Annotated in this window: 17 protein-coding genes; 7 read left to right on the top strand and 10 right to left on the bottom strand. The window is 68.3% G+C overall.

All coding sequences use genetic code 11. The annotated features are described in order from the left end of the window. Positions 1-2 precede the first annotated feature (2 nt). Positions 3-635 (top strand): hypothetical protein, encoded by a 633-nt coding sequence (locus MEBOL_RS37405; protein ID WP_095981883.1) that lies wholly within the window; start codon positions 3-5, stop codon positions 633-635. Between the two features lie 18 nt (positions 636-653). On the opposite strand, the gene MEBOL_RS37400 is transcribed toward MEBOL_RS37405, so the two are convergent. From MEBOL_RS37400 to MEBOL_RS37380, 5 genes are all read right to left on the bottom strand, one after another. Next, positions 654-1,724, bottom strand: coding sequence for a TauD/TfdA family dioxygenase (locus MEBOL_RS37400; protein WP_095981882.1), 1,071 nt, complete (start codon positions 1,722-1,724; stop codon positions 654-656). 182 nt (positions 1,725-1,906) lie between these two features. Beyond that, on the bottom strand, positions 1,907-4,081 hold the full coding sequence (locus MEBOL_RS37395; protein WP_245919207.1) for a caspase family protein: 2,175 nt from the start codon (positions 4,079-4,081) through the stop codon (positions 1,907-1,909). After that, on the bottom strand, positions 4,078-4,860 hold the full coding sequence (locus tag MEBOL_RS37390; protein WP_095981881.1) for an ActD-like protein: 783 nt from the start codon (positions 4,858-4,860) through the stop codon (positions 4,078-4,080). The genes MEBOL_RS37395 and MEBOL_RS37390 overlap by 4 nt, the downstream gene beginning before the upstream one ends. After that, on the bottom strand, positions 4,857-5,336 hold the full coding sequence (locus tag MEBOL_RS37385) for an RNA polymerase sigma factor (protein ID WP_095981880.1): 480 nt from the start codon (positions 5,334-5,336) through the stop codon (positions 4,857-4,859). The genes MEBOL_RS37390 and MEBOL_RS37385 overlap by 4 nt, the downstream gene beginning before the upstream one ends. 58 nt (positions 5,337-5,394) lie before the next feature. Further along, entirely contained in the window at positions 5,395-6,618 is a 1,224-nt protein-coding gene (locus MEBOL_RS37380) for an MFS transporter (protein WP_245919206.1), read from the bottom strand. 133 nt (positions 6,619-6,751) lie between these two features. Between MEBOL_RS37380 and MEBOL_RS37375 the strand changes: the two genes are divergently transcribed. From MEBOL_RS37375 to MEBOL_RS37365, 3 genes are all read left to right on the top strand, one after another. After that, positions 6,752-7,999 carry a vWA domain-containing protein gene (locus MEBOL_RS37375; protein WP_095981879.1) on the top strand — a complete coding sequence of 416 codons (1,248 nt, stop codon included), beginning with the start codon at positions 6,752-6,754 and terminating at the stop codon, positions 7,997-7,999. 83 nt (positions 8,000-8,082) lie between these two features. Beyond that, positions 8,083-9,435 carry an AHH domain-containing protein gene (locus MEBOL_RS37370; RefSeq protein WP_095981878.1) on the top strand — a complete coding sequence of 451 codons (1,353 nt, stop codon included), beginning with the start codon at positions 8,083-8,085 and terminating at the stop codon, positions 9,433-9,435. A 15-nt stretch (positions 9,436-9,450) separates the two neighbouring features. Further along, positions 9,451-10,023, top strand: a complete 573-nt coding sequence (locus tag MEBOL_RS37365) for an imm11 family protein (protein WP_095981877.1) — start codon at positions 9,451-9,453, stop codon at positions 10,021-10,023. A gap of 55 nt (positions 10,024-10,078) precedes the next feature. On the opposite strand, the gene MEBOL_RS37360 is transcribed toward MEBOL_RS37365, so the two are convergent. The 3 genes from MEBOL_RS37360 to MEBOL_RS37350 all read right to left on the bottom strand — a co-directional run bounded on the left by MEBOL_RS37360 (position 10,079) and on the right by MEBOL_RS37350 (position 12,194). Then, positions 10,079-10,567: a hypothetical protein gene (locus MEBOL_RS37360; RefSeq protein WP_245919204.1), complete on the bottom strand. Its 489-nt coding sequence runs from the start codon at positions 10,565-10,567 to the stop codon at positions 10,079-10,081. Further along, positions 10,564-11,430: a DUF1206 domain-containing protein gene (locus tag MEBOL_RS37355; protein WP_095981876.1), complete on the bottom strand. Its 867-nt coding sequence runs from the start codon at positions 11,428-11,430 to the stop codon at positions 10,564-10,566. Before MEBOL_RS37355 ends, MEBOL_RS37360 begins: the two co-directional genes overlap by 4 nt. Before the next feature lie 131 nt (positions 11,431-11,561). Beyond that, positions 11,562-12,194, bottom strand: coding sequence for a DsbA family oxidoreductase (locus MEBOL_RS37350; RefSeq protein WP_095981875.1), 633 nt, complete (start codon positions 12,192-12,194; stop codon positions 11,562-11,564). 273 nt (positions 12,195-12,467) lie between these two features. On the opposite strand from MEBOL_RS37350, the gene MEBOL_RS37345 reads away from it, so the two are divergent. Continuing rightward, positions 12,468-13,031 carry an EF-hand domain-containing protein gene (locus tag MEBOL_RS37345; protein ID WP_095981874.1) on the top strand — a complete coding sequence of 188 codons (564 nt, stop codon included), beginning with the start codon at positions 12,468-12,470 and terminating at the stop codon, positions 13,029-13,031. Between the two features lie 75 nt (positions 13,032-13,106). Beyond that, a complete protein-coding gene (locus tag MEBOL_RS37340; RefSeq protein WP_245919202.1) occupies positions 13,107-13,922 on the top strand; it encodes a methyltransferase domain-containing protein in 816 nt (271 codons plus the stop codon). A 19-nt stretch (positions 13,923-13,941) separates the two neighbouring features. Here MEBOL_RS37340 and MEBOL_RS37335 read toward each other — a convergent pair whose 3' ends face one another. After that, entirely contained in the window at positions 13,942-14,709 is a 768-nt protein-coding gene (locus MEBOL_RS37335) for a hypothetical protein (RefSeq protein ID WP_095981873.1), read from the bottom strand. Positions 14,710-14,899: 190 nt separating this feature from the next. Between MEBOL_RS37335 and MEBOL_RS37330 the strand changes: the two genes are divergently transcribed. Continuing rightward, the gene (locus MEBOL_RS37330) at positions 14,900-16,600 is read left to right on the top strand and encodes a carotenoid oxygenase family protein (protein ID WP_095981872.1); all 1,701 of its coding nucleotides are present in this window, start codon (positions 14,900-14,902) and stop codon (positions 16,598-16,600) included. Here MEBOL_RS37330 and MEBOL_RS37325 read toward each other — a convergent pair. Beyond that, the gene (locus tag MEBOL_RS37325; protein ID WP_095981871.1) at positions 16,552-17,436 is read right to left on the bottom strand and encodes a B-box zinc finger protein; all 885 of its coding nucleotides are present in this window, start codon (positions 17,434-17,436) and stop codon (positions 16,552-16,554) included. The genes MEBOL_RS37330 and MEBOL_RS37325 overlap by 49 nt on opposite strands. Positions 17,437-17,506 lie beyond the last annotated feature (70 nt).

Raw genomic sequence — 17,506 nt, 5'->3', positions numbered from 1 at the left:
CGATGGATTCGCTCGGCAATGTCGTCTTCGAGGACCGGGAAATCGAAAACGAGCGGCTGGAGCTGACGGACACGAAGGCAAACTACATCCTCGGCCCCAATCTGACGTTGAGGAACTGTACCCTCGTGCTGAAGGTGTCCGCTCGGCGCCTGAGTCTCAAGCAGCCCCGCTTCATCGACTGCACCTTCGAGGTGAAGCAGGAGTTGAAGAATTACCAGAGCTGGGTGGCCTCGTCCCTGAAGGGCTGTTGCTTCAAGGGGCACCTGTCGGGGTGCGACTTCGGGTACTGGCCTGAATACATGAGCTTGCCGTGGTATCAGCACGGGTTCATTGAGGATTGTGACTTCTCCGAGGCCCGGCTGGCAGGGTGTCGGTTTCACGGCTGCGACATCAACACCCTGCGCTTCCCCAAGTGGCCCTGCTTCACCTTCCTGGATCCCATTGGCCGAGCCCCCGAACTACGCAGCGTCAAATGGCCGGGAAGCTTTGGTGACATCGTCGTGGACAATCTGCATACCCACCCGCCGTCCACCAAGGCCTTGACCTATTACGCTCCCTCCGTGGCCGAGCGCTTCGAGACCACCTCCGAGGAGCTCCGAGCCGTCATCGAGAAGTTCGACTGCATCGTCTATTGACGGCCGCCCCCGTGCGGCTCACGTCGCGTCGAAGTACACCCCGCGCACCCAGCGGGCTCCGGTGAAGGCCGTGCGCGCATGGAGCATGCGCCAGTTGTCGTAGAGCAGGAAGTCACCGGCCTGGAGGAGGAAGCGGTACTGGTGCCGCTCGTCCCGCACGAGCTTCGCGAAGCGGTTGTAGGCCCGGTACCAAGCCTCCATCTCCGCGAAGGGCCGGCGGTGTGGCGCGAGGGTGAAGTAGCTGTAGCGGATGCGGAAGCCGCCCGGCGCGTCGAAGTCCAGCAGGGGAGAGACGAGCACCCGCTCGAAGGACTTCTGCTTGCGATGGAAGGTCACCGGCACCGTGCGCAGCAGATCGAAGGAGTGCCGGTCGATCTCCGCCAGGTGGTGGGCCGCCGCGAGTCCATCCACCACGAAGTTCTCTCCGCCCGTGGTGCCCGGCCGCTGGCTGTGCAGCAATTGATAGCGCGGTGGCCGCTCCAGGAAGGGCTGATCCGTGTGCAACTGGATGGAGCTGTCCGTGTACCCGAGCTGATCCGTGTTGCTGTTGGTCGTGTTGTCGGTGCGCAGATCCTCGATGCGCCCGAAGTGGGTGCTGATGACGGACAGTCCCTCGCGGCCGAAGACGTCGATGATGGATTCCGTGTCCGTGCCATACCCGCGCACGATGAGGGCCCCGGCGCGCTGGAGCGTGCGCAGGGCGAGCGGACCCAGGGGCTCCTCCAGGCGCGAGGCGTCGAGGGTGATGGCGGCGGGGTCCGAGGGCGGGGGCGGGGCGGGGGCCCGGTCGGCCGCGTAGGCGTACTCGCGCAGCCAGCGGGCGTCATAGCGGCTCGTGCGTCCCTCGACGTGGTCGCTCCAGTCGATCTCCACCGCGGCCGAGTCCCCGCTGAGCCGCACCGAGCGGGGACTCGGCTCGAAGGGCAGCTCCGAGGAGCAGACGATGCGCTCCTGGGTGACGGGATGGCGGTCGAGATCCGAGTTGTGCCGCAGCCAGAACCAGTGGAAATCGGCGTGGCGCGCTCCCTCACCAGGGGTGAAGTGGACGCGCAGGTAGTCGTCGTACGGCTCGATCCGGGCAATGGACATGGGGGGCATTCCTCGCTCGACGGGAGTGGTCGTCAGTGCTGGGGATGGACGCGTCGCGCCGCGATCAACGACAACAGGGAGTCATCGGACAGCGGGCGTACGCGGAGTGCATCGGAGCGCCACGTTAGACGGTGGCGTCCGAGTGCGTCAATGCCCCGGGATTCCCCGGATACATCGTCTCGTCAGAAGCGCAGACCGGCCTGCGCGCCGGGCCAGTAGCGCACCGAGACGTCGGAATCCACCTGGGCCACGCGGGAGCCGAACGTGGTCAGCTCGCGCTGTTGCCCGGGGGAGAACGCGAAGAAGGCGTTGTAGGTGGGCGCGACGAACACCGCGAGGTGGGAGAAGATCTGGAAGCCGAGCATCGCCCGGCCCTGCACCAGCAGGTTCCCTCCGTTGAAGGGCCGCTCGAATCCGTGCACGTTGCTGCCCACCGCGTCCAGGTCCAGCCAGAAGCGCGACCCCAGCGGGATGTGGCCTCCGAAGCCCAGGCCCAGGCTGAAGCGTTGCAGCCGATCGTCGGGACCCACGCCCGCCTGCAGCGTGGTGTACACGTACTTGCTGCCCAGCTTCACGCCCGCGTTGAGGAGCTGGATGTCGCTCGACCAGACCTCCAGGTGGAGCTGCCCCTTCTGGACGAAGGAGAGCAGGCCGATGGGCACGCCCTGGATGTCCTCGGACACGTTGATGAGCCCCACCTGCGTGCCCTTCACCCGCCTGGCCACGTTGATGAGTCCCACCTGCGCGCCCGTCACGTCTCCGCTCACGTTGAGCAGCGACACCTGCGCGCCCTCGAGGCCCCCCTGGGCGATGCTGATGCCCGAGGACGCCTGGAGGCCCGTGAAGGCACCGCTCGCCCAGTTCAACCCCGCCGTGCCCTGGACGCCGCGGACTTTTCCCCGCGCGACGTTCACGCCCACGGCGAACTGGCCGCCCTGGACGCTTCCGGCCGTGACGTTCACGCCCACCGCCAGTTGCGCGCCCGTCAGCGATCCAGCCGCCACGTTGAGGGCCAGGGCCGAGTGGACGCCGCGCATGTCACGCCCCGCCACGTTCAGCGCCAATGCCCCCGAGAACCCCTCCAGCTCCTCGTCGTACACGTTGGAGATGAAGGCCAGGGCCACGCCCTTCTTCAGGGCCGTGCCGTCGTTCATCACCCCGAGCGCCAGCCGGTTCTCCACCGGCTCATCTCCCGCCAGGAGCGCATTGGTGCTCACTCCCGGCACGAGCCCCAGGTTGAGCAACAAGCGCCGACGGGAGGAGGTGTCCACCTCGTGCGCCTCCTTCGGGCCTCCGCGCGACACCGTGGCCTCGCCCGGCACCGAGGCGAAGTTCGCCGCCGACAGGGTCGTGCCCTGGCCCTCGGTGAGGGTGAAGGCCGCCTCGGACAGACTCCCGTCCAGCTCGCGCCGCACCTGGTAGCGCCCCGGCGCGAGTCCCAGCTGCGTGGGCCGTCCGGAGACCTTCAGCAGCTCCACCACCAGCGTCCCCGCCGCGTCGCGCACGAAGAGGCGCCCCTCCAGGGTGTCCGCCAGGACGAGCGTGGCGGACGTGGCGCGCAGGTCCGTCATCACCAGCTCCCCGGTCCCCGCCATCTCGATGTCGTAGGCCGGGTGCTGGGCGCCTTTCTGGGTGCGCTCGGTGCGCGCCAGCGTCTCGTGGAAGGCGAACTGGTAGGCCTCGTTGAGCGTCACCCGCCCATCCCGCGTCATGTCCGCCGCGCCGCGCAGGCCCGAGACGAGGTGGTGGGTGAAGAAGGAGGCGCCCAGCCGATCCGACTCCTGCGAGGCCTCGTCCGCGCTGGACGAGGTGAGGATGGCCTGGCCCGACACCTGGCTGCCCGAGTCCACCAGGAAGGCGGGCCGGGGGGTGCCACCCTTGCGGCGCGCGAAGGCCCCCGAGGCGCACGAGTCCAGCACCGCGATGCGCACGTCCGCTCGCAAGTCCGCCAACGCGCGGCGCAGCTCGCCGTAGTCCACGCGCTCGCCGCGCAGCAGCAGGCCCTCGTCGTCCGAGTGCCCCGAGTAATAAAGGAGGACTTCCACGCGGCTCGCGCCCGAGGCCCGGGCGGACTCGACGAGGCCCTTCATCCGGGCGAAGCCCTCCATCAGCCCCTCCCGCCCGGTTTCCAGGAGCAGGACGCGATCCGCCGGAGTGACGCCGCCCAGCTCGCCCAGCACCTTGGAGATGGATTGGGCATCCGTCGTGGCGTAGCGCAGGCGCGTGCGCTCGGGCCCTCCGTCATTGACGCCCACGAGCAGCGCCAGGCGGCGGACGACGGGGGAGGGCGCGGGAGCCGCGGGGGCCTCGGCGGCCACCAGGACGGCCAACAGCGGCAACAGGACTCGGGTCATCATGGGGCACTCTTTTCGAGGGTGAAGGACGTCTGCCCGAGGCCTGGAGGGAGGGCGAGCGGCACGAGGTGGGCGTCATCCGACGCGGCGAGATCGCGCGCGGCGGCGAGCACGGGCTCCAGGGCGAAGGGCTGGTCCGAGGTGATGAAGAAGAAGCGTTCGAAGGCGGGCGCGTCGTCCAACGCATAGGCGTGGGGCAGCGCATGGGCGCCGGAGGAGGAGAGCGGAAGGGCACTCGCACCGCTCTCGGGGGCATGGAGGGTGACGACGCCCCGCCCATCCACGGAGAGGATGGCGCCGTAGGCCGCGTCCCCGGCCACGTAGGACAGCTGCACCACGTCTCCCGCCTGGGCGAGAGTTTTCTCGGCCAGTTCCTCCGGGCCGGACGCCCCATCTCGGTGCACGAGGAGCCGGGGCCGGAGGCCCTTGGCGCGCGTCACCTCGGTCAGGGCGGAGTCTCCTCCGGACATGCCCACGGGCGCCGGATCGGGAGGCACCATCAGCAGGGCGAGGCCGGCCAGCACGGGCACCAGGGCGAGGGCGGGCAGCAGGCGGCGCTCGGGAGACGCGCGCCGGGCGCGGACTTCCACCTCCCGGGCCACGGCGGCGGGGGGCCTGCGCGCCAGGAGTGCCTGGTTCTCCGCCTCGAGCGCGGCGAGCCGGGCGTCTCCGTCGGGTTCCCGGGCCAGCCGAGCACGGGCCTCGGCCAGCTCGTCCGGAGGCAGCTCCCCCAGGGCGATGCGCTCCAACAGCCAATCGGGGGTGCGGTGGGGGGTGCTCATGCGGCCTCCAGTTCGCGCAGCGCGGACGACAGGGCGCGCAGCCGCTTGCGCACCCCGGAGACGGACAGGCCCACCTCGCGGGCCGTCTCCTCCAGGGTCATTCCATCCACCAGGTGCAGCACGGCGATGTCCCGGCTGGAGGCGGGCACCCGGCCGAAGAGCCAGTCCAGGGCGCCGCGCGCCAGGGTGCGGGCCTCGGCGTCCTCGGAAGCGGCGATGCGCAGCACCAGGTCGTCCTCGGCGTCCTCGGGACGGCGGCGCGCGCCCCTCAGCCGGTTGAGGCACACCCGCGTGGCGATCCGATGCAGCAGGCTCGACGGGGCGCTGTTCTCCAGCGCGCCCTGGTGGCGTAGCAATTGGACGAATACGTCGTGCATGGCATCCACGGCCCTTTCCTCATCGCGCAAGAGGAAGCGGCAGCGCCGAAGCACCTGGGGCCCATATCGGCGGTAATACGCCTCCACGTCGATGGCCAACGGACTCGCGCCTCCCTCGTTCGGCCAGGTGGAACACCGGTGCCGCGGGGAAGTGTCACTACCACCGCGATTCTTTTTCGCGAACGGTGAGCGCCACCCACACCACCGCCAGGGCGCACACCGCCGCCGCGAGCGTGAAGTGCCCCGCGTAGCCGAGCGCCTGGGCGCTCCATCCGCTCACCGCCGCCGCGCCCCCGGTGGCCAGCACCACGAGCGAGGCCTGCACCGTGTAGTCGGACGCGGCGTGCTCCGGGCGGCAGACGTCCATCATCCCCGTGAAGAGCGCGGCGGTGGCCATGCCGCTCGCCAGGTGCTCCACGCCGCAGACGAACGCGAGCACCGGGAGGGGGGAGGCCCCCCGCGCGGCCAGGGCATAGAGGCCCACGGACACGGCCTGAAGGGTGCCGAAGACGAGCAGCGCGCGCCGCTGCCCCAGCCGGTGCACGAGCGCGCCGCCCGCGACCGCCCCGAGCAGCCCCGTGGTGAAGCCCAGGAACCCGAGCATCCAGCCCACCTGCGCCAGGCCCAGGCCCACGTCGACGAGGAAGGTGCGCACCATGCCCGTGGCCAGGCTCTCGCCCGCCTTGAAGAGCACGAGCAGGGTGAACCACGCGCCCACGCCGGGACGGTGGCGCCAGTGCAGCAGGGACTCGCCGAGCCAGCGCCAGGGGCTCGAGGTGTCGCGGGAGCGCTCGGCCGGGGCGGGCTCGCGGAAGAGCGCCACCGGCACCGTGGCCACGAGCAACAGCGCGCCCAGGCTCAGCAGGGTGGGGCGCCAGCCCAGGCGCGCGAACACCAGCAGCATCAACCCGCCGCCGAGGATCATCCCCACGCGGTAGCCCGCCACCTGGATGCCATTGCCCCAGCCGCGCTCCGGGGGCGTGAGCAGCTCCACCGCGAGCCCATCCGTGGCCACGTCCTGCGTGGCCGCCAGCAGGTTGACGAGCAGCACCGCCCCCATCAGCGCCGCCATGCTCACGCTGCCCTCGGGAAGGGCCAGCGCCAGGAGCAGCGCCGCCGACAGCAGCTGCAACGGGAGGATGTAGCCGCGCCGCCGCCCCCAGCGCGCCGAGCCATACCGATCCATCCACGGCGCCCAGAGGAACTTGAGCGCCCAGGGCAGGGCGAGCAGGTGCGTCAGGCCGATGGCGGGCAGTGACAGGCCCCGCTCGCGCAGCAGCACCGGGAGCGCCTGGGTGAAGAAGCCGAAGGGCAACCCCTGCGAGAGGTAGAGGCTCGTGAGCAGGCCGAGCTTCCAGGGCGTCGTCAGCGAGGTCTTCATAAGTTGGTTGAACAACCTATAAACCCAGGGTGTTTTTCCGTCAACCGGCGTTAAACCCGGCGGGCGGCTCGTGCGTTACAGCGTCCAACCTCGCGCGGGGCTTCCCGCGCGGCACTCGCCTCGGACTCCTCCCATGACCTTGAAGACCTTCTCGCGCCCCCTCGCCGGGGCCGCGCTCGCCCTTTCCGCGTTCGCTCTGCCCCTCGCCTTCGCGGAGACGGAAGCTCCGCCTCCTCCGGCGTCGCCCCGCCAGGCCGCGCCGGCGCCCACCCAGGCTCCGCCTCCCCCGAAGGCCGAGCCCTCGCCTCCGCCCGCGCCCGTGTCCCAGCAGGAGCGGCCCCGGATCGATCTGGTCTTCGTCCTGGACACCACGGGCTCGATGAGCGGACTGCTTGAGGGGGCCAAGCAGAAGATCTTCTCCATCGCGTCGCGCATCGCCCAGGGCAAGCCCACGCCCCGGGTGCGCGTGGGACTGGTGGCCTACCGGGACGTGGGCGACACGTACGTCACCAAGCGCTTCGAGCTCACGGAGGACCTGGACAGCCTGTTCACGCAATTGCGCAAGCTGGACGCGGACGGCGGCGGGGACACGCCGGAGCATGTGGGGCAGGGGCTCGGCGAGGCGGTGTCCAAGCTGTCCTGGGATGAGAAGCGCGAGACGATGAAGCTGCTCTTCCTGGTGGGGGACGCGCCCCCGGCCGAGCGCCAGGACAACTGGAACTTCAAGCACTGGGTGAAGAAGGCGGCGGAGAAGCACATCGTGGTGAACACGGTGCGCTGTGGCGGAGACGCGGAGACGGAGACGCATTGGAAGTACGCCGCGAAGACGACGGACGGGCGCTACGAGTCCTTGTCCCAGACCGGAGGCATGGTGGCGGTGGCGACGCCCTACGATGACGAGCTGTCGAAGGTGAACGCGGAGCTGGCGAGCAAGGTGGTGTACGCGGGCAAGCGCGAGGCGCGAGAGGAGAACCGCGCGCGGGCGGCGCAGGTGGCGGAGTTGGCGCCGGAGGCGGCGGCCGAGCGCATCCAGTTCCTGAAGACGACGCGAGGGGTGGGCAAGGCGGCCCCGGCGGCGGTGAGCAGCGCGCCCGTGGTGGTGGGTGGAGCGGTGGACCTGACGGCGAAGCCCGAGGCCCTCGCGAGCGTGAAGGACGACGAGCTGCCGCCGGAGCTGCGCGCGCTGGACGCGAAGGAGCGGGAGGCGAAGGTGAAGCAGCTGGCCCAGGAGCGCAAGGCGCTGGAGGAGAAGGCGGCCTCGCTCGCGGCGGCGCGCGACACCTGGCGCGCGAAGAACGTGGCGGAGAAGGAAGACGCGTTCGACGCCAACGTCATGCGCGGCGTGAAGGCCAAGGCCGCCAAGCATGGTCTGTCCTACTGAGCTGTGGATGGGACCTGGGGCGTCATCGTCTCAGGGGAGACCATCCTGTAGGCTGGCGCCCTCATGGATCTGGAGGGCGTCTCATGGCACCTCGGTTGACTGGTGCGCTCCTGCTGTTGGCTTTGCTGTCAGCGTGTGGTGCCACGCGCGTCGTGCGCGTCGACCTGGGCCAGGACCAATCCATCATCCATATCCCCCGTACAGACGAAACCAAGCCGGTGGAATTGGGTGCGGATGAGTTCTCGGAGGCCATCGTAAAGGAGGTCCGGCGGACGAGTCCCTCCTCCAATCCCGAGAGGGCCGCGCGGGAGTTGTTCAACGTTCCACCGCGCAGTGGCTGGTACGGGTACACCCAGCGCCAAGGTGTCGTTCCCCTGGACGGGCCGCATCAGGCTTCGCAGTGGGCCGGGGTGGATATACGCGTGACCCAGGAATACCTGCGGTTCTGCGCGGCCATTCGGAAGCCGGGAGATTGCCGCAGGGCGCTGCTGGAGAGCCCTGTCCTCACCGGGGATGGCCGCTACGCCCTCGCCATGTCCTTCGCTCTCGACGCAGTCCTCCCCGAGATGATGGAAGCATTCAAGGACATGGCCGATCCCGAGGTCATCAAGGCGTCCATTCTTTGGACAATGACCCTCTACGCCGCGATGTGGATGGCTCCGGAACCCGTGTTCTCCAAGGGGCTGGCGAGCGTCGTGACGGCCAGTTTCATCTGCTACGTCGGGGTGGACACGTTCTGGACGCTCATCCAAGGCTGGAGGCGGCTGGTGGAGGTCGCGGACCTCGCCACGTCCTTCTCGGAACTCCGAGTGGCCGGCGAGAGGTACGGCAAGGTGATGGGGAAGAACGCGGCGCGAGCGTTCGCCCTGCTGCTCACCGCGGCCATTGGCCAGACGGCCTCCAGTTTTTCGGCCAAGGTGCCCACACTGCCAGGCTCGGCACAGGCGTCAGTGGTGGCGGGGGCACAAGCGGGAATCCACCTGACGGAAGTAGCGCAGGTGGAAGCCGTGACCGTGACCGCTGACGCGGTCACCATTGCCCTCGCTCCTAATGCGGTCGCCTCGACGGCCCAGATCGTGCGCGGCGCGGTTTCCAGTCCAGTGGATGCGGATGGGCCTGAGCACCACATCGCCACCGACAAGTGGACCGAAGCCACTCACAGCGGCGGTCCATGGACTCCCAGATTCAAGAGGCTCTTCGACCGGGCAGGTATGTCACTGGACGACACCGCCAACAAGGTGCGCGTCAAGGGACACAAGGGTCCCCATCCCGAGGAGTACCATCAGGAGGTCTACCGACGGTTGAACGATGCGGTGGAAGACTGTAGCGGCATGAGGCAGTGTCGTGAGGCGCTCACTGCGGAACTCAAGCAGCTGGCGCAGGACATCGCCGCTGAGGGTTCTCGCCTCAACAAGCTGGTCACTCGAACTCCATGACGCCAGGTGCCTTCCATGCCGGTGCGGTACTTCGACCTGTTCGATGATGTATCCATCCCCGAGCGCTGGGAGTTGGGCGACCCTGTCGGGCCATCAGGCCAGGAGGTGGACAACCCCTGGATGTTCCGGAAAGGAGTTCCTGTTTCCGTTGAAGGGCGTCTCAAGATCCCCATCGACCGGCAGGGCAGGCCGCTGGATTTCTCCCTGGCGGGAGTCGGGGTCACTCCCGTCGTTCATGCGAAGGTGGCCATGCTTCTGGCCGAACTCGCGCCCAACGATGTGCAGCTCATCCCCGTGGCTGTTGAAGGTCACCCCGAGGGGTACTTCATCCTCAACGTCACCCGTGTCGTGAAGTGCATCGACGACGAGGCATCCGCGGAGGTGCGGTACTGGAAGCCAGAGGATGGGCGCCCGGAGAAAACCGGCAAGTACCGGGCCGTGCATGGCCTGCGTGTCGAGCCCTCGAAGATGGGTGACGCCAAGGTGTTCCGGCCCTGGGGTTGGATGGTGGTCCTCCTCGTCTCGGAGGAGATCAAGAAGGCCCTGGAGCGCATCGGAACCAGCGGGGTGAAGTTCAAGGACGTGTAGCGCTCTCGCCCCGAGGAACCTCTGGTCGCGGGACACGACGGCTATGTTGGTGTTTTCACCGAGGAAGAGGGCTCGGTACTTGGGCCACCTTCTTCGCGTGCGCGATCGACTCCAGATGCTCCTGCCTCAGGGGACGATCGCCGCGAAGCCGAAGTGCTCTTCGCTCCGCGTCATCCAACATCTCCCACGCCTCACGGGCTTGACGCGGAAAGAGGTGAAGGGACTGCACGTAGAGACAGGCGACGTGAACGCGCATCCCCAGATCGCGGAAGCCGAACCGCTGGAGACGGCGAAGCCACCGACCAAACTCCTTCCACGGCATGCTGAAACCGAAGGCTTGGGTGAGGAGGGTCTTCGCGATGATTTGCCGCACCGCGAGGAGCTGGACGGGGGTCTTCGCTTTCCGAGACCACCTCTTCTCCAACTTGAGGAGTTCGCGTTTGTAGTCCTCGTAGGGCGCATCGGCCTCGATCAACCTCAAGAAGAGAAGATCGATCTCACGGCCGAATGTCGGTGCGCGCTCCGGGCTTAGGGACGTGCTCACGCCCCGAGGAACCTCCGGTAGCGGGACACGACGGCCATGTAGACCGCGTAGGCCACGAGTCCCGCCGCCGCGAGCGCCAGCAGCAGCGTGCCGAAGGGCTGCTCCGCGAGCGCCGCCAGGGCTCCGTCCAAGCCCCGTGCCTCCCTCGGGTTGGAGTGCAGCGCCGCCAGGAGGAAGAACCCGCCCATCATCACGAAGACGGCGCCCCGGGCGATGATGCCGCCCTTGCACACGTGCATCGCCCACGCCGCGTGCCGGGCGTCCAACTCCTGGAGCCGCAGCTTGTCGCGGAACTTCTCCGTCCAGGCCTTGTGGATCTGCCACGCACCGATGCCGGCGATGACGAGACCCACGACCGCCACGAGCGCCTGACCGAAGGGCTCCGACAACAGCCGGGCCGTCCAGGACTGGGCGCTCTGGTCGCCGTGCTTCCCCACGCCGCCCGCGCCCAGCGCCAGCCGGAGGGCCGCCACCGCGAGTGAGGCGTGAATGCCCGCGCTCACCAGGTACCCCGCGCGGATGACCAGCCCCTTGGCACTCGTGCCCTTGCCGTCGGGATCCATCCACGCCTGCACGCCGCGCCAGAGCACGTAGCCCGTCAACCCCACGGCGAGCACCGTCAACAGCACCGCGCCCCACGTCTCGCCCGCCAGCGAGGCCAGTGCGCCCCGCGTGTCCGTCATCTCTCCGCCTTGACCGAAGGCGACCTGGAGCGCCAGCACCCCCACCACGGCGTACACCACGCCCTTGGCCAGGTAGCCCAGGCGGGCGAGCCGCACCATCCACGGATGGCGCAGGGCCTTCTCCCCGAGCTGATCGCCTCGCTGCTTGAGTTCCGCCGCCTTGCGACCCAGCTCGTTCATCCGTGCGCCCCCTCGTGTCCGGACGTGCGCGGGGCATCGTCCGGTGGTGCGAGCGAAGGTAGCCACCGGATGAGCACCGGTCCGCGTGGGCAAGGCCGGCCGCATGCCCTCCGAGGGGCGGCGATTGCTCCTTATCCCTGGAGCGCTTGCTGCAGGGCCTCGCGGAACACGCCCTCGGGCTGGGCGCCCGACAGGGCGAGGCGGTCATTGAAGATGAAGAACGGCACGCCCTGGATGCCCTGTTGCCGGGCCTCCTCCGCGTCGCTCCGGGTGATCTCCAACTCCGCCGGATCCTGGATCAGCCGCAGCGTCTCCTCGTCGGTGAAGCCGTGCGCGCCCGCGAGCCGCCGCAACACGTCCGGATCGGAGATGTTCTGGGCGTCGTGGAAGTGCGCCTGGAAGAGCGCCCGGGCCAGGGCCTCCTGAGTGCCCTTGGCGAAGGCGTGGCGCAGCAGCGTGTGGGCGCGCGGGGTGGGGTAGCTCATGGTCTGACGGGACAGATCGAGCGCGATGCCGCTCTCGCGGGCGGCGGCCTCGACCCGGGCGAACATGGCCTGGGGATCCGCGCCGTACTTCGCCCGCAGCTCCTCGCGCAGGTTGGTGCCGGCCTCGGGGGCGTCGGGCCGCAGCATGAACGCGTGGTACCGCACGCGAGCCGTCTCGCGCAGGCCCATCGCGTCCAGGACCTTCACGAGCCGCTCGGTGCCGATGAGGCACCACGGGCAGACGACGTCGGAGAAAATGTCGATCTTCACGGAGTTCATTCGGGGGCTCCCAGGGTCAACGTCGGGTGCTCATACGGACGGGCTGGCTTCTTCGCAACACGACAAACGGAGAGGGTGGTGGTGCCCGAGCCGCAGTGAAGCACTTGACGCTGGAGTCGCAGAGATAATCTGCTCGATATCTTCGTCAGCCTTGTAGGATTTGAGCTCGTCCACCAACGAGTCCGGTGCGCCAAAAACAGTTGGCACAGACGAGGCGCGTCGAGCATTTCTGTCCGTTGACACCTTATTCACCGCCATGGTACGGATTGTGGTATGTTTAAATTGTCCGATTTTCTCGAGCGCAGGCTCGCTCGGCGCTTTCGCGCCCACGACAACGATCAAAATGGCTTCCTGGAGCGCCGTGATTTCGAGATCTCGGCCGTGCGCATGGCCGAAGAGTTCGGCCACGGGCCCGAATCTCCCGCCCGGCAAAAGCTCGTCGAGATCAGCTTGGGTTTGTGGGAGCACCTGCGGAAGGTCGCCGATCTCGATACAGACGGACGTATCAGCTTGGCCGAGTACAAAGCTGCGTTCGCGGCGGGCCTGCTCGAGACCGCCGAATCGTTCAATGATGGCTACGTCCCCTACATCAACGCGGTCATGGATATCGCGGATCAGGATCGCGACGGGAAGCTCACCGTCTCCGAGGAGATCCGTTGGATGGGCTCGTTGATGCACGTGCCCGAGCACGTTGCTCGAGAGGGGTTCCACCGCATCGACAAGGACAACGATGGCTTCATCACCGGCAGTGAGCTGGTCGAGAGCATTCGCGGTTTTTACTTCGATGAATCGCCCGACTCACCCGGCTACTGGTTGCTCGGCCCGCTCGATTCGTGACCTCGTCGGTCACCGTCGAGCGGCTACGGTGATCTCCGCGATCATGGCGGCTCTGGGACGATTGGTCTTGGCGGAATGATAGAATCCGACGTCTATCTTTTGGGGCGCGGCCAGACGGAGGAAGAGCGTCTCCGCAAGCAGGTCCAGGAACTCGCGGGTGAGGCCCGGTGGTTGCTTGATCAACTCCAGATTCGCCCTGGCGCGAGGGCGATCGATATCGGCTGCGGGCCGCAGGGTGGGGTGCTCGATTTGCTTTCCGAGCGTGTGGGGCCGCGCGGGACCGTGGTCGGGCTGGATAAGAGCAAGGAATTCGTCGCGTCGACCCGCGAGTTCGTGGCGGGGCGACAGCTCGCCAATGTCGAGGTCGTGCAAGGGGACGCGAAGGCCACCCACCTGCCGAGAGAGTCGTTCGACGTGGTGTTCTCCCGGTTGGTGCTCGTTAACATCCCCGAGCCGGAACAAGTCGTCGAAGAGATGGTCTCGTTGCTGCGTCCAGGAGGTGTCATTGCGAGCCATGAGGCGGACTACCTCTCGCATATGTGCGACCCACCTTGCCCCGCCTGGGACCGTCTGTTCGAGATTTTCCAGGCATACTCTCGTGCAAAGGGCGTCGACCTGTTCGTCGGGAGGAGAACCCACCGGATGCTGCGTGACGCCGGGATCGTGGAGCTTCAAGTGAATCCAGTGATCCACGTCTACCCGCATGGACATCACCGCCGGAGCATCTTCCTCGACTTCATCCAGAACATCCGCGACATGGTCATCAGGGAAGGTTTCGTCAAGGAGGGAGAGCTGAGCGCGCTCATGCAAGACCTGCGGCGCCATCTCGACGACTCCAATACGCTGGTGGTTTCGCACCTTTTCTTCCAGGCTTGGGGCCGCAAACCGTGACCCAATCAGCGCGGACGCGTCAGGGATCGACGGAGCGAGGCACTGGGGGTTGCTTCGCTCCGGGTAGGTAGCACTTGCCCTGGTATTCGGCCTGATCCTCCTCGCAAGGAGGCTTCTGCGCGATTTCCACCCAGCACCCGCCGTTGATCTCCACGATGACCTTCCTGCGTGGACAGGGAGGCACCGCCTGATTGCGGAAGGGCTTCTCGGGCAACGGATACCCGAGCATGGCCTGGGTGTCCGAGCTTCCCAGGTACACCAGCGACTGTGCCTCCCGTGGGGCGGGGTTCTCGGACGAGTCCCCGTGGACAGGGGGCGAGTGGGGGCGCGTCAGCAGACAGCCGCCCAGTGCTAGGGCGAGGCCCGCGACGACGTGCCCTCGCGCCTGTCGCGGGCTCAGGGGTCGCGGTGGCCACGCGTTCAGCCCCGAAGCCAGGTGGGCGCGGAGCTGGGGGTTGTCCTCCACGCGGGTGAACGCGGCGGACATCATCACGAGCACATCCGCCAGCTCCGGCGTGGGCACTGACACGGGTGCGCCGTTCACCAGGAGGGTGATGGGAGCGGGGGAGGAGTCCTCGGGAGCGGGCTCACAGACGAACAGCGCCTCCCAACGCCCAGAGGGCCGCCATTCCACGAGGTCGCTGGGATACAGCCGCAGGGCGGGCCTGCCCGTGTTCACGTGCCACGCGTCATGGAGGCGGCCGAGGTCGGGACCCACCTCGTCATAGCTCCGGCCGAGTTCGAACGGCCCCGTTTCATCTCCCTTGCCGCGCTTTTCATCCGCCACGTGGCCCCTCCCTGGGTGCCACACAACCAAACACATTCAACTCCTCAGGTCAATAGAGAGCACAGGTCCTGTAGGGTTCTATGTGCGGACATTGAACTCCGCCGGATGAGCGGGAGACGGGCGGGCGGCCCGGTGCTTCATGCGAGAGGGGGCGTGGACATGATGGGTTGAACCCTCCGAGGAGAAGGTCATGTCCGTACCCGGTGCGATGATGCGCTCCCCCGGTCTGCCGCCGGGCCCTCTGCGGCTCGAGGTGCGCGAGGGGCGCTGGCCCGCGGGTCTGTCCGGCCACACCTTCGTCATCGGTCCCACGCCCCTGTCGGGCCAGCCCTTCTTCTTCGGGCCCGGCGCCGTGCACCGGTTGGACCTGACGCCCGTCGACGGGCACCTCACCTGGCACACGGGGCTCGTGATGACCGAGGGCCTTCAAGTCCTCTCCCAGCTTCCGTCCCAGCTCTTCGAGGATCCCCGCTTCCCGCTGCTCTTCGGACCCGTGCCCAATGCCGCCAACACGGCCCTGATTCCCATCCAGGACGGACGTCTGCTCGCCACCTTCGACGCGGGCCGGCCCGTGGAGATCGATCCCCGCGCGCTCGCCTACGTCACCTCCGTGGGAGCCCTGCGCGAGTGGAAGGTCACCGCGCCCGGCGTCGTCCAGCCGCTCGTCATGACCCCGGCGCATCCCTTCTTCGATCCCTTCGAGACGCGCCTGTACACCACCAACACCACGAGCATGCCGCTGCATGGCACCTCGCTGTCCCGCGAGGAGCTCGACACCTGGGTATGCCGCTGGGACGGGGAGGGGGCCGTGCGGCGCTGGCATGTGAGCGGCGCGCCGTTCTCCCAGTACATCCATGAAGTGCTCGCCACGCGCTCGTTCCTCGCGTGGACCGACTCCGCTGTCTACCCCCGTGAGCCCGGCGAGCGCTGGGGCCTGCCTCGCACGCTCCCTCAAAACCCGTACACGGACATCGCCATCGTGCGCAAACGCGATCTCGTGGACGGGGCTCGGGACGTGGAGGCGCGTGTGATTCGCGTCCCCCTGGAGGGCGCCCACATCTTCGCGGACTACGACGACGATGGAGAACGGCTCACCCTCTGGCTCGCGCACGCCAACTCCATCGAGCTGCCCACCGTGGTGGCGCCCGGGGATCTCAACCACTTCACCGGCCAGCCCGTGGACCCGGAGCTGTACGGCCTCTTCACGCAGGCGGACCTCAACCCCTTCGGCCGGTACGTGATCCACGTGGACGGCGGCGAGGTGGAATCCCACTCCCAGGTGCTCAGCCCCGAGCTGTGGGGCCTGGGTTTGTTCACGAGGGATCAACGGCCCTCCGCGCTCCCGCGTCAGCGCGCCGCTTGGCTCGCCTACTCGGGCTTCGAGCCCGGGGCCCTCACCCAGCGCATGGTGCGGCTCTATGGCGGACACCCGCACCGCGTCGTCCCGGTGGAGCGGCTGCCTCGCGAGCGCAAGCCCTCGGCGCTCGCGCGCGTGGACCTGGAGGGCATGTGGGTGACGGATGGGTACTCGCTGGGCGAGGGGCGGATCGCGTCCTCGCCCACGTGGATTCCCGGGGACGGGGGCGAGGGGTGGCTCCAGGCGCTCGTGTGGAGCGAGCACGACACCGAGGTGTGGCTGTTCCGCGCGAACCGGCTCTCGGCGGGGCCGGTGGCGCGCCTGGGGGCGGAGGGCTTCCGGCTGCCCTTCACCCTGCACACGGCCTGGATGCCGGAGCTGCGCGAGCGCACAAGTGGCTACCGGGTGGACTTCGCCGAGGACATCGGTCCGGACTACCGGCGCCTCCCCGCGCCCGTGCGCGACGCGGTGGAGCGGGTCGCCGCCTACCGGGACGTGCCCACGGGCAGCCAGCGGCCAGTCAACCGCAGGTAGCAGCAGACGAGCATCGCCAGCATCAGGGCGACACACGTGCCAGAGAGGGCCTGGGTGATGACGCTGCCCACCGCCATGCCGCCCAGGCCCATGGGCGTCACCACGAGGTTCACCCCGGCGTTCACGATGCCCACCCCCATGAAGATCGCTCCGAGGATGACCAGGAGGAGGAACAGGTTGCCGCGGTGGCCCCGGGTGCGCGTCCACGAGAAGGACAGGGCATCGATGGGGCCGGAGGGGTGGAGCACCGTGGCGGGGAGCGCCAGGGCCAGGGTCACGGACAGGAAGACGCCCGGTGCCAGGCACAGGATGAAGCCCACGCCCAGGGCGATGCCGAGCAACAGGTTCGTCCCCAGGACGGGCAGCGCGCGGCGGAGCCCCGCGTTCACCAGCTCGCCCGTCGGACGTGGCGGGCCCTCCAGCGCGTCTCCGGCGAAGCGGATGAAGAGCGCGTACGCGATGGACGAGAAGACACTCCCCCCGACGATGAGGACGATCCACGAGGGCAGCCGATCGGTCATGAACGGGAAGAGATTGCCGCTCTTGATCGCCTCCTGCATGGCCATGTTGAAGGGAAGCTGGGCCAGGCCGAAGAGGATGTGGTAGCCGGCGAGCAACGCGATGGGCCCGGGGTGGCGCATGAGGAAGCCGAAGGTATCGCCCAGCACCTCGCTCACGGGCAGGCCCGGCGAGGCGTAGCGCGCCGCGCAGGAGGCGCACCACGTGCTCGCCTGGGGGCTCCGGCAGGCTTCACACGCGAACGAGCCACAGCGGGCGCAGGTGAAGGTGGCGGGAGAGGTGGGGTGGTTCGGACAGGGGGTCGACGCGGTCTGCATGGGAGGCCGTTCTATCTCATCCGACGTGCGAGGCCATTGACGGCTCTCCGGGCTCGGGGAAGGGTGGCGG

The sequence above is a fragment of the Melittangium boletus DSM 14713 genome, from assembly GCF_002305855.1.
GTDB classification, from domain to species: Bacteria; Myxococcota; Myxococcia; order Myxococcales; family Myxococcaceae; genus Cystobacter; species Cystobacter boletus.
The sequence above is the reverse complement of the archived record's forward strand: the minus strand, read 5'-3'. Positions and strand labels throughout refer to the sequence as shown.

What these genes read in the sequence shown, in the direction of transcription:
- MEBOL_RS37405 (WP_095981883.1), top strand. Translation starts at nt 3, where the DNA reads ATGGATTCGCTCGGCAATGTCGTCTTCGAGGACCGGGAAATCGAAAAC.
- MEBOL_RS37400 (WP_095981882.1), bottom strand. Translation starts at nt 1,724, where the DNA reads ATGTCCATTGCCCGGATCGAGCCGTACGACGACTACCTGCGCGTCCAC.
- MEBOL_RS37395 (WP_245919207.1), bottom strand. Translation starts at nt 4,081, where the DNA reads ATGATGACCCGAGTCCTGTTGCCGCTGTTGGCCGTCCTGGTGGCCGCC.
- MEBOL_RS37390 (WP_095981881.1), bottom strand. Translation starts at nt 4,860, where the DNA reads ATGAGCACCCCCCACCGCACCCCCGATTGGCTGTTGGAGCGCATCGCC.
- MEBOL_RS37380 (WP_245919206.1), bottom strand. Translation starts at nt 6,618, where the DNA reads ATGAAGACCTCGCTGACGACGCCCTGGAAGCTCGGCCTGCTCACGAGC.
- MEBOL_RS37375 (WP_095981879.1), top strand. Translation starts at nt 6,752, where the DNA reads ATGACCTTGAAGACCTTCTCGCGCCCCCTCGCCGGGGCCGCGCTCGCC.
- MEBOL_RS37370 (WP_095981878.1), top strand. Translation starts at nt 8,083, where the DNA reads ATGGCACCTCGGTTGACTGGTGCGCTCCTGCTGTTGGCTTTGCTGTCA.
- MEBOL_RS37365 (WP_095981877.1), top strand. Translation starts at nt 9,451, where the DNA reads ATGCCGGTGCGGTACTTCGACCTGTTCGATGATGTATCCATCCCCGAG.
- MEBOL_RS37355 (WP_095981876.1), bottom strand. Translation starts at nt 11,430, where the DNA reads ATGAACGAGCTGGGTCGCAAGGCGGCGGAACTCAAGCAGCGAGGCGAT.
- MEBOL_RS37350 (WP_095981875.1), bottom strand. Translation starts at nt 12,194, where the DNA reads ATGAACTCCGTGAAGATCGACATTTTCTCCGACGTCGTCTGCCCGTGG.
- MEBOL_RS37345 (WP_095981874.1), top strand. Translation starts at nt 12,468, where the DNA reads ATGTTTAAATTGTCCGATTTTCTCGAGCGCAGGCTCGCTCGGCGCTTT.
- MEBOL_RS37340 (WP_245919202.1), top strand. Translation starts at nt 13,107, where the DNA reads ATGATAGAATCCGACGTCTATCTTTTGGGGCGCGGCCAGACGGAGGAA.
- MEBOL_RS37330 (WP_095981872.1), top strand. Translation starts at nt 14,900, where the DNA reads ATGTCCGTACCCGGTGCGATGATGCGCTCCCCCGGTCTGCCGCCGGGC.
- MEBOL_RS37325 (WP_095981871.1), bottom strand. Translation starts at nt 17,436, where the DNA reads ATGCAGACCGCGTCGACCCCCTGTCCGAACCACCCCACCTCTCCCGCC.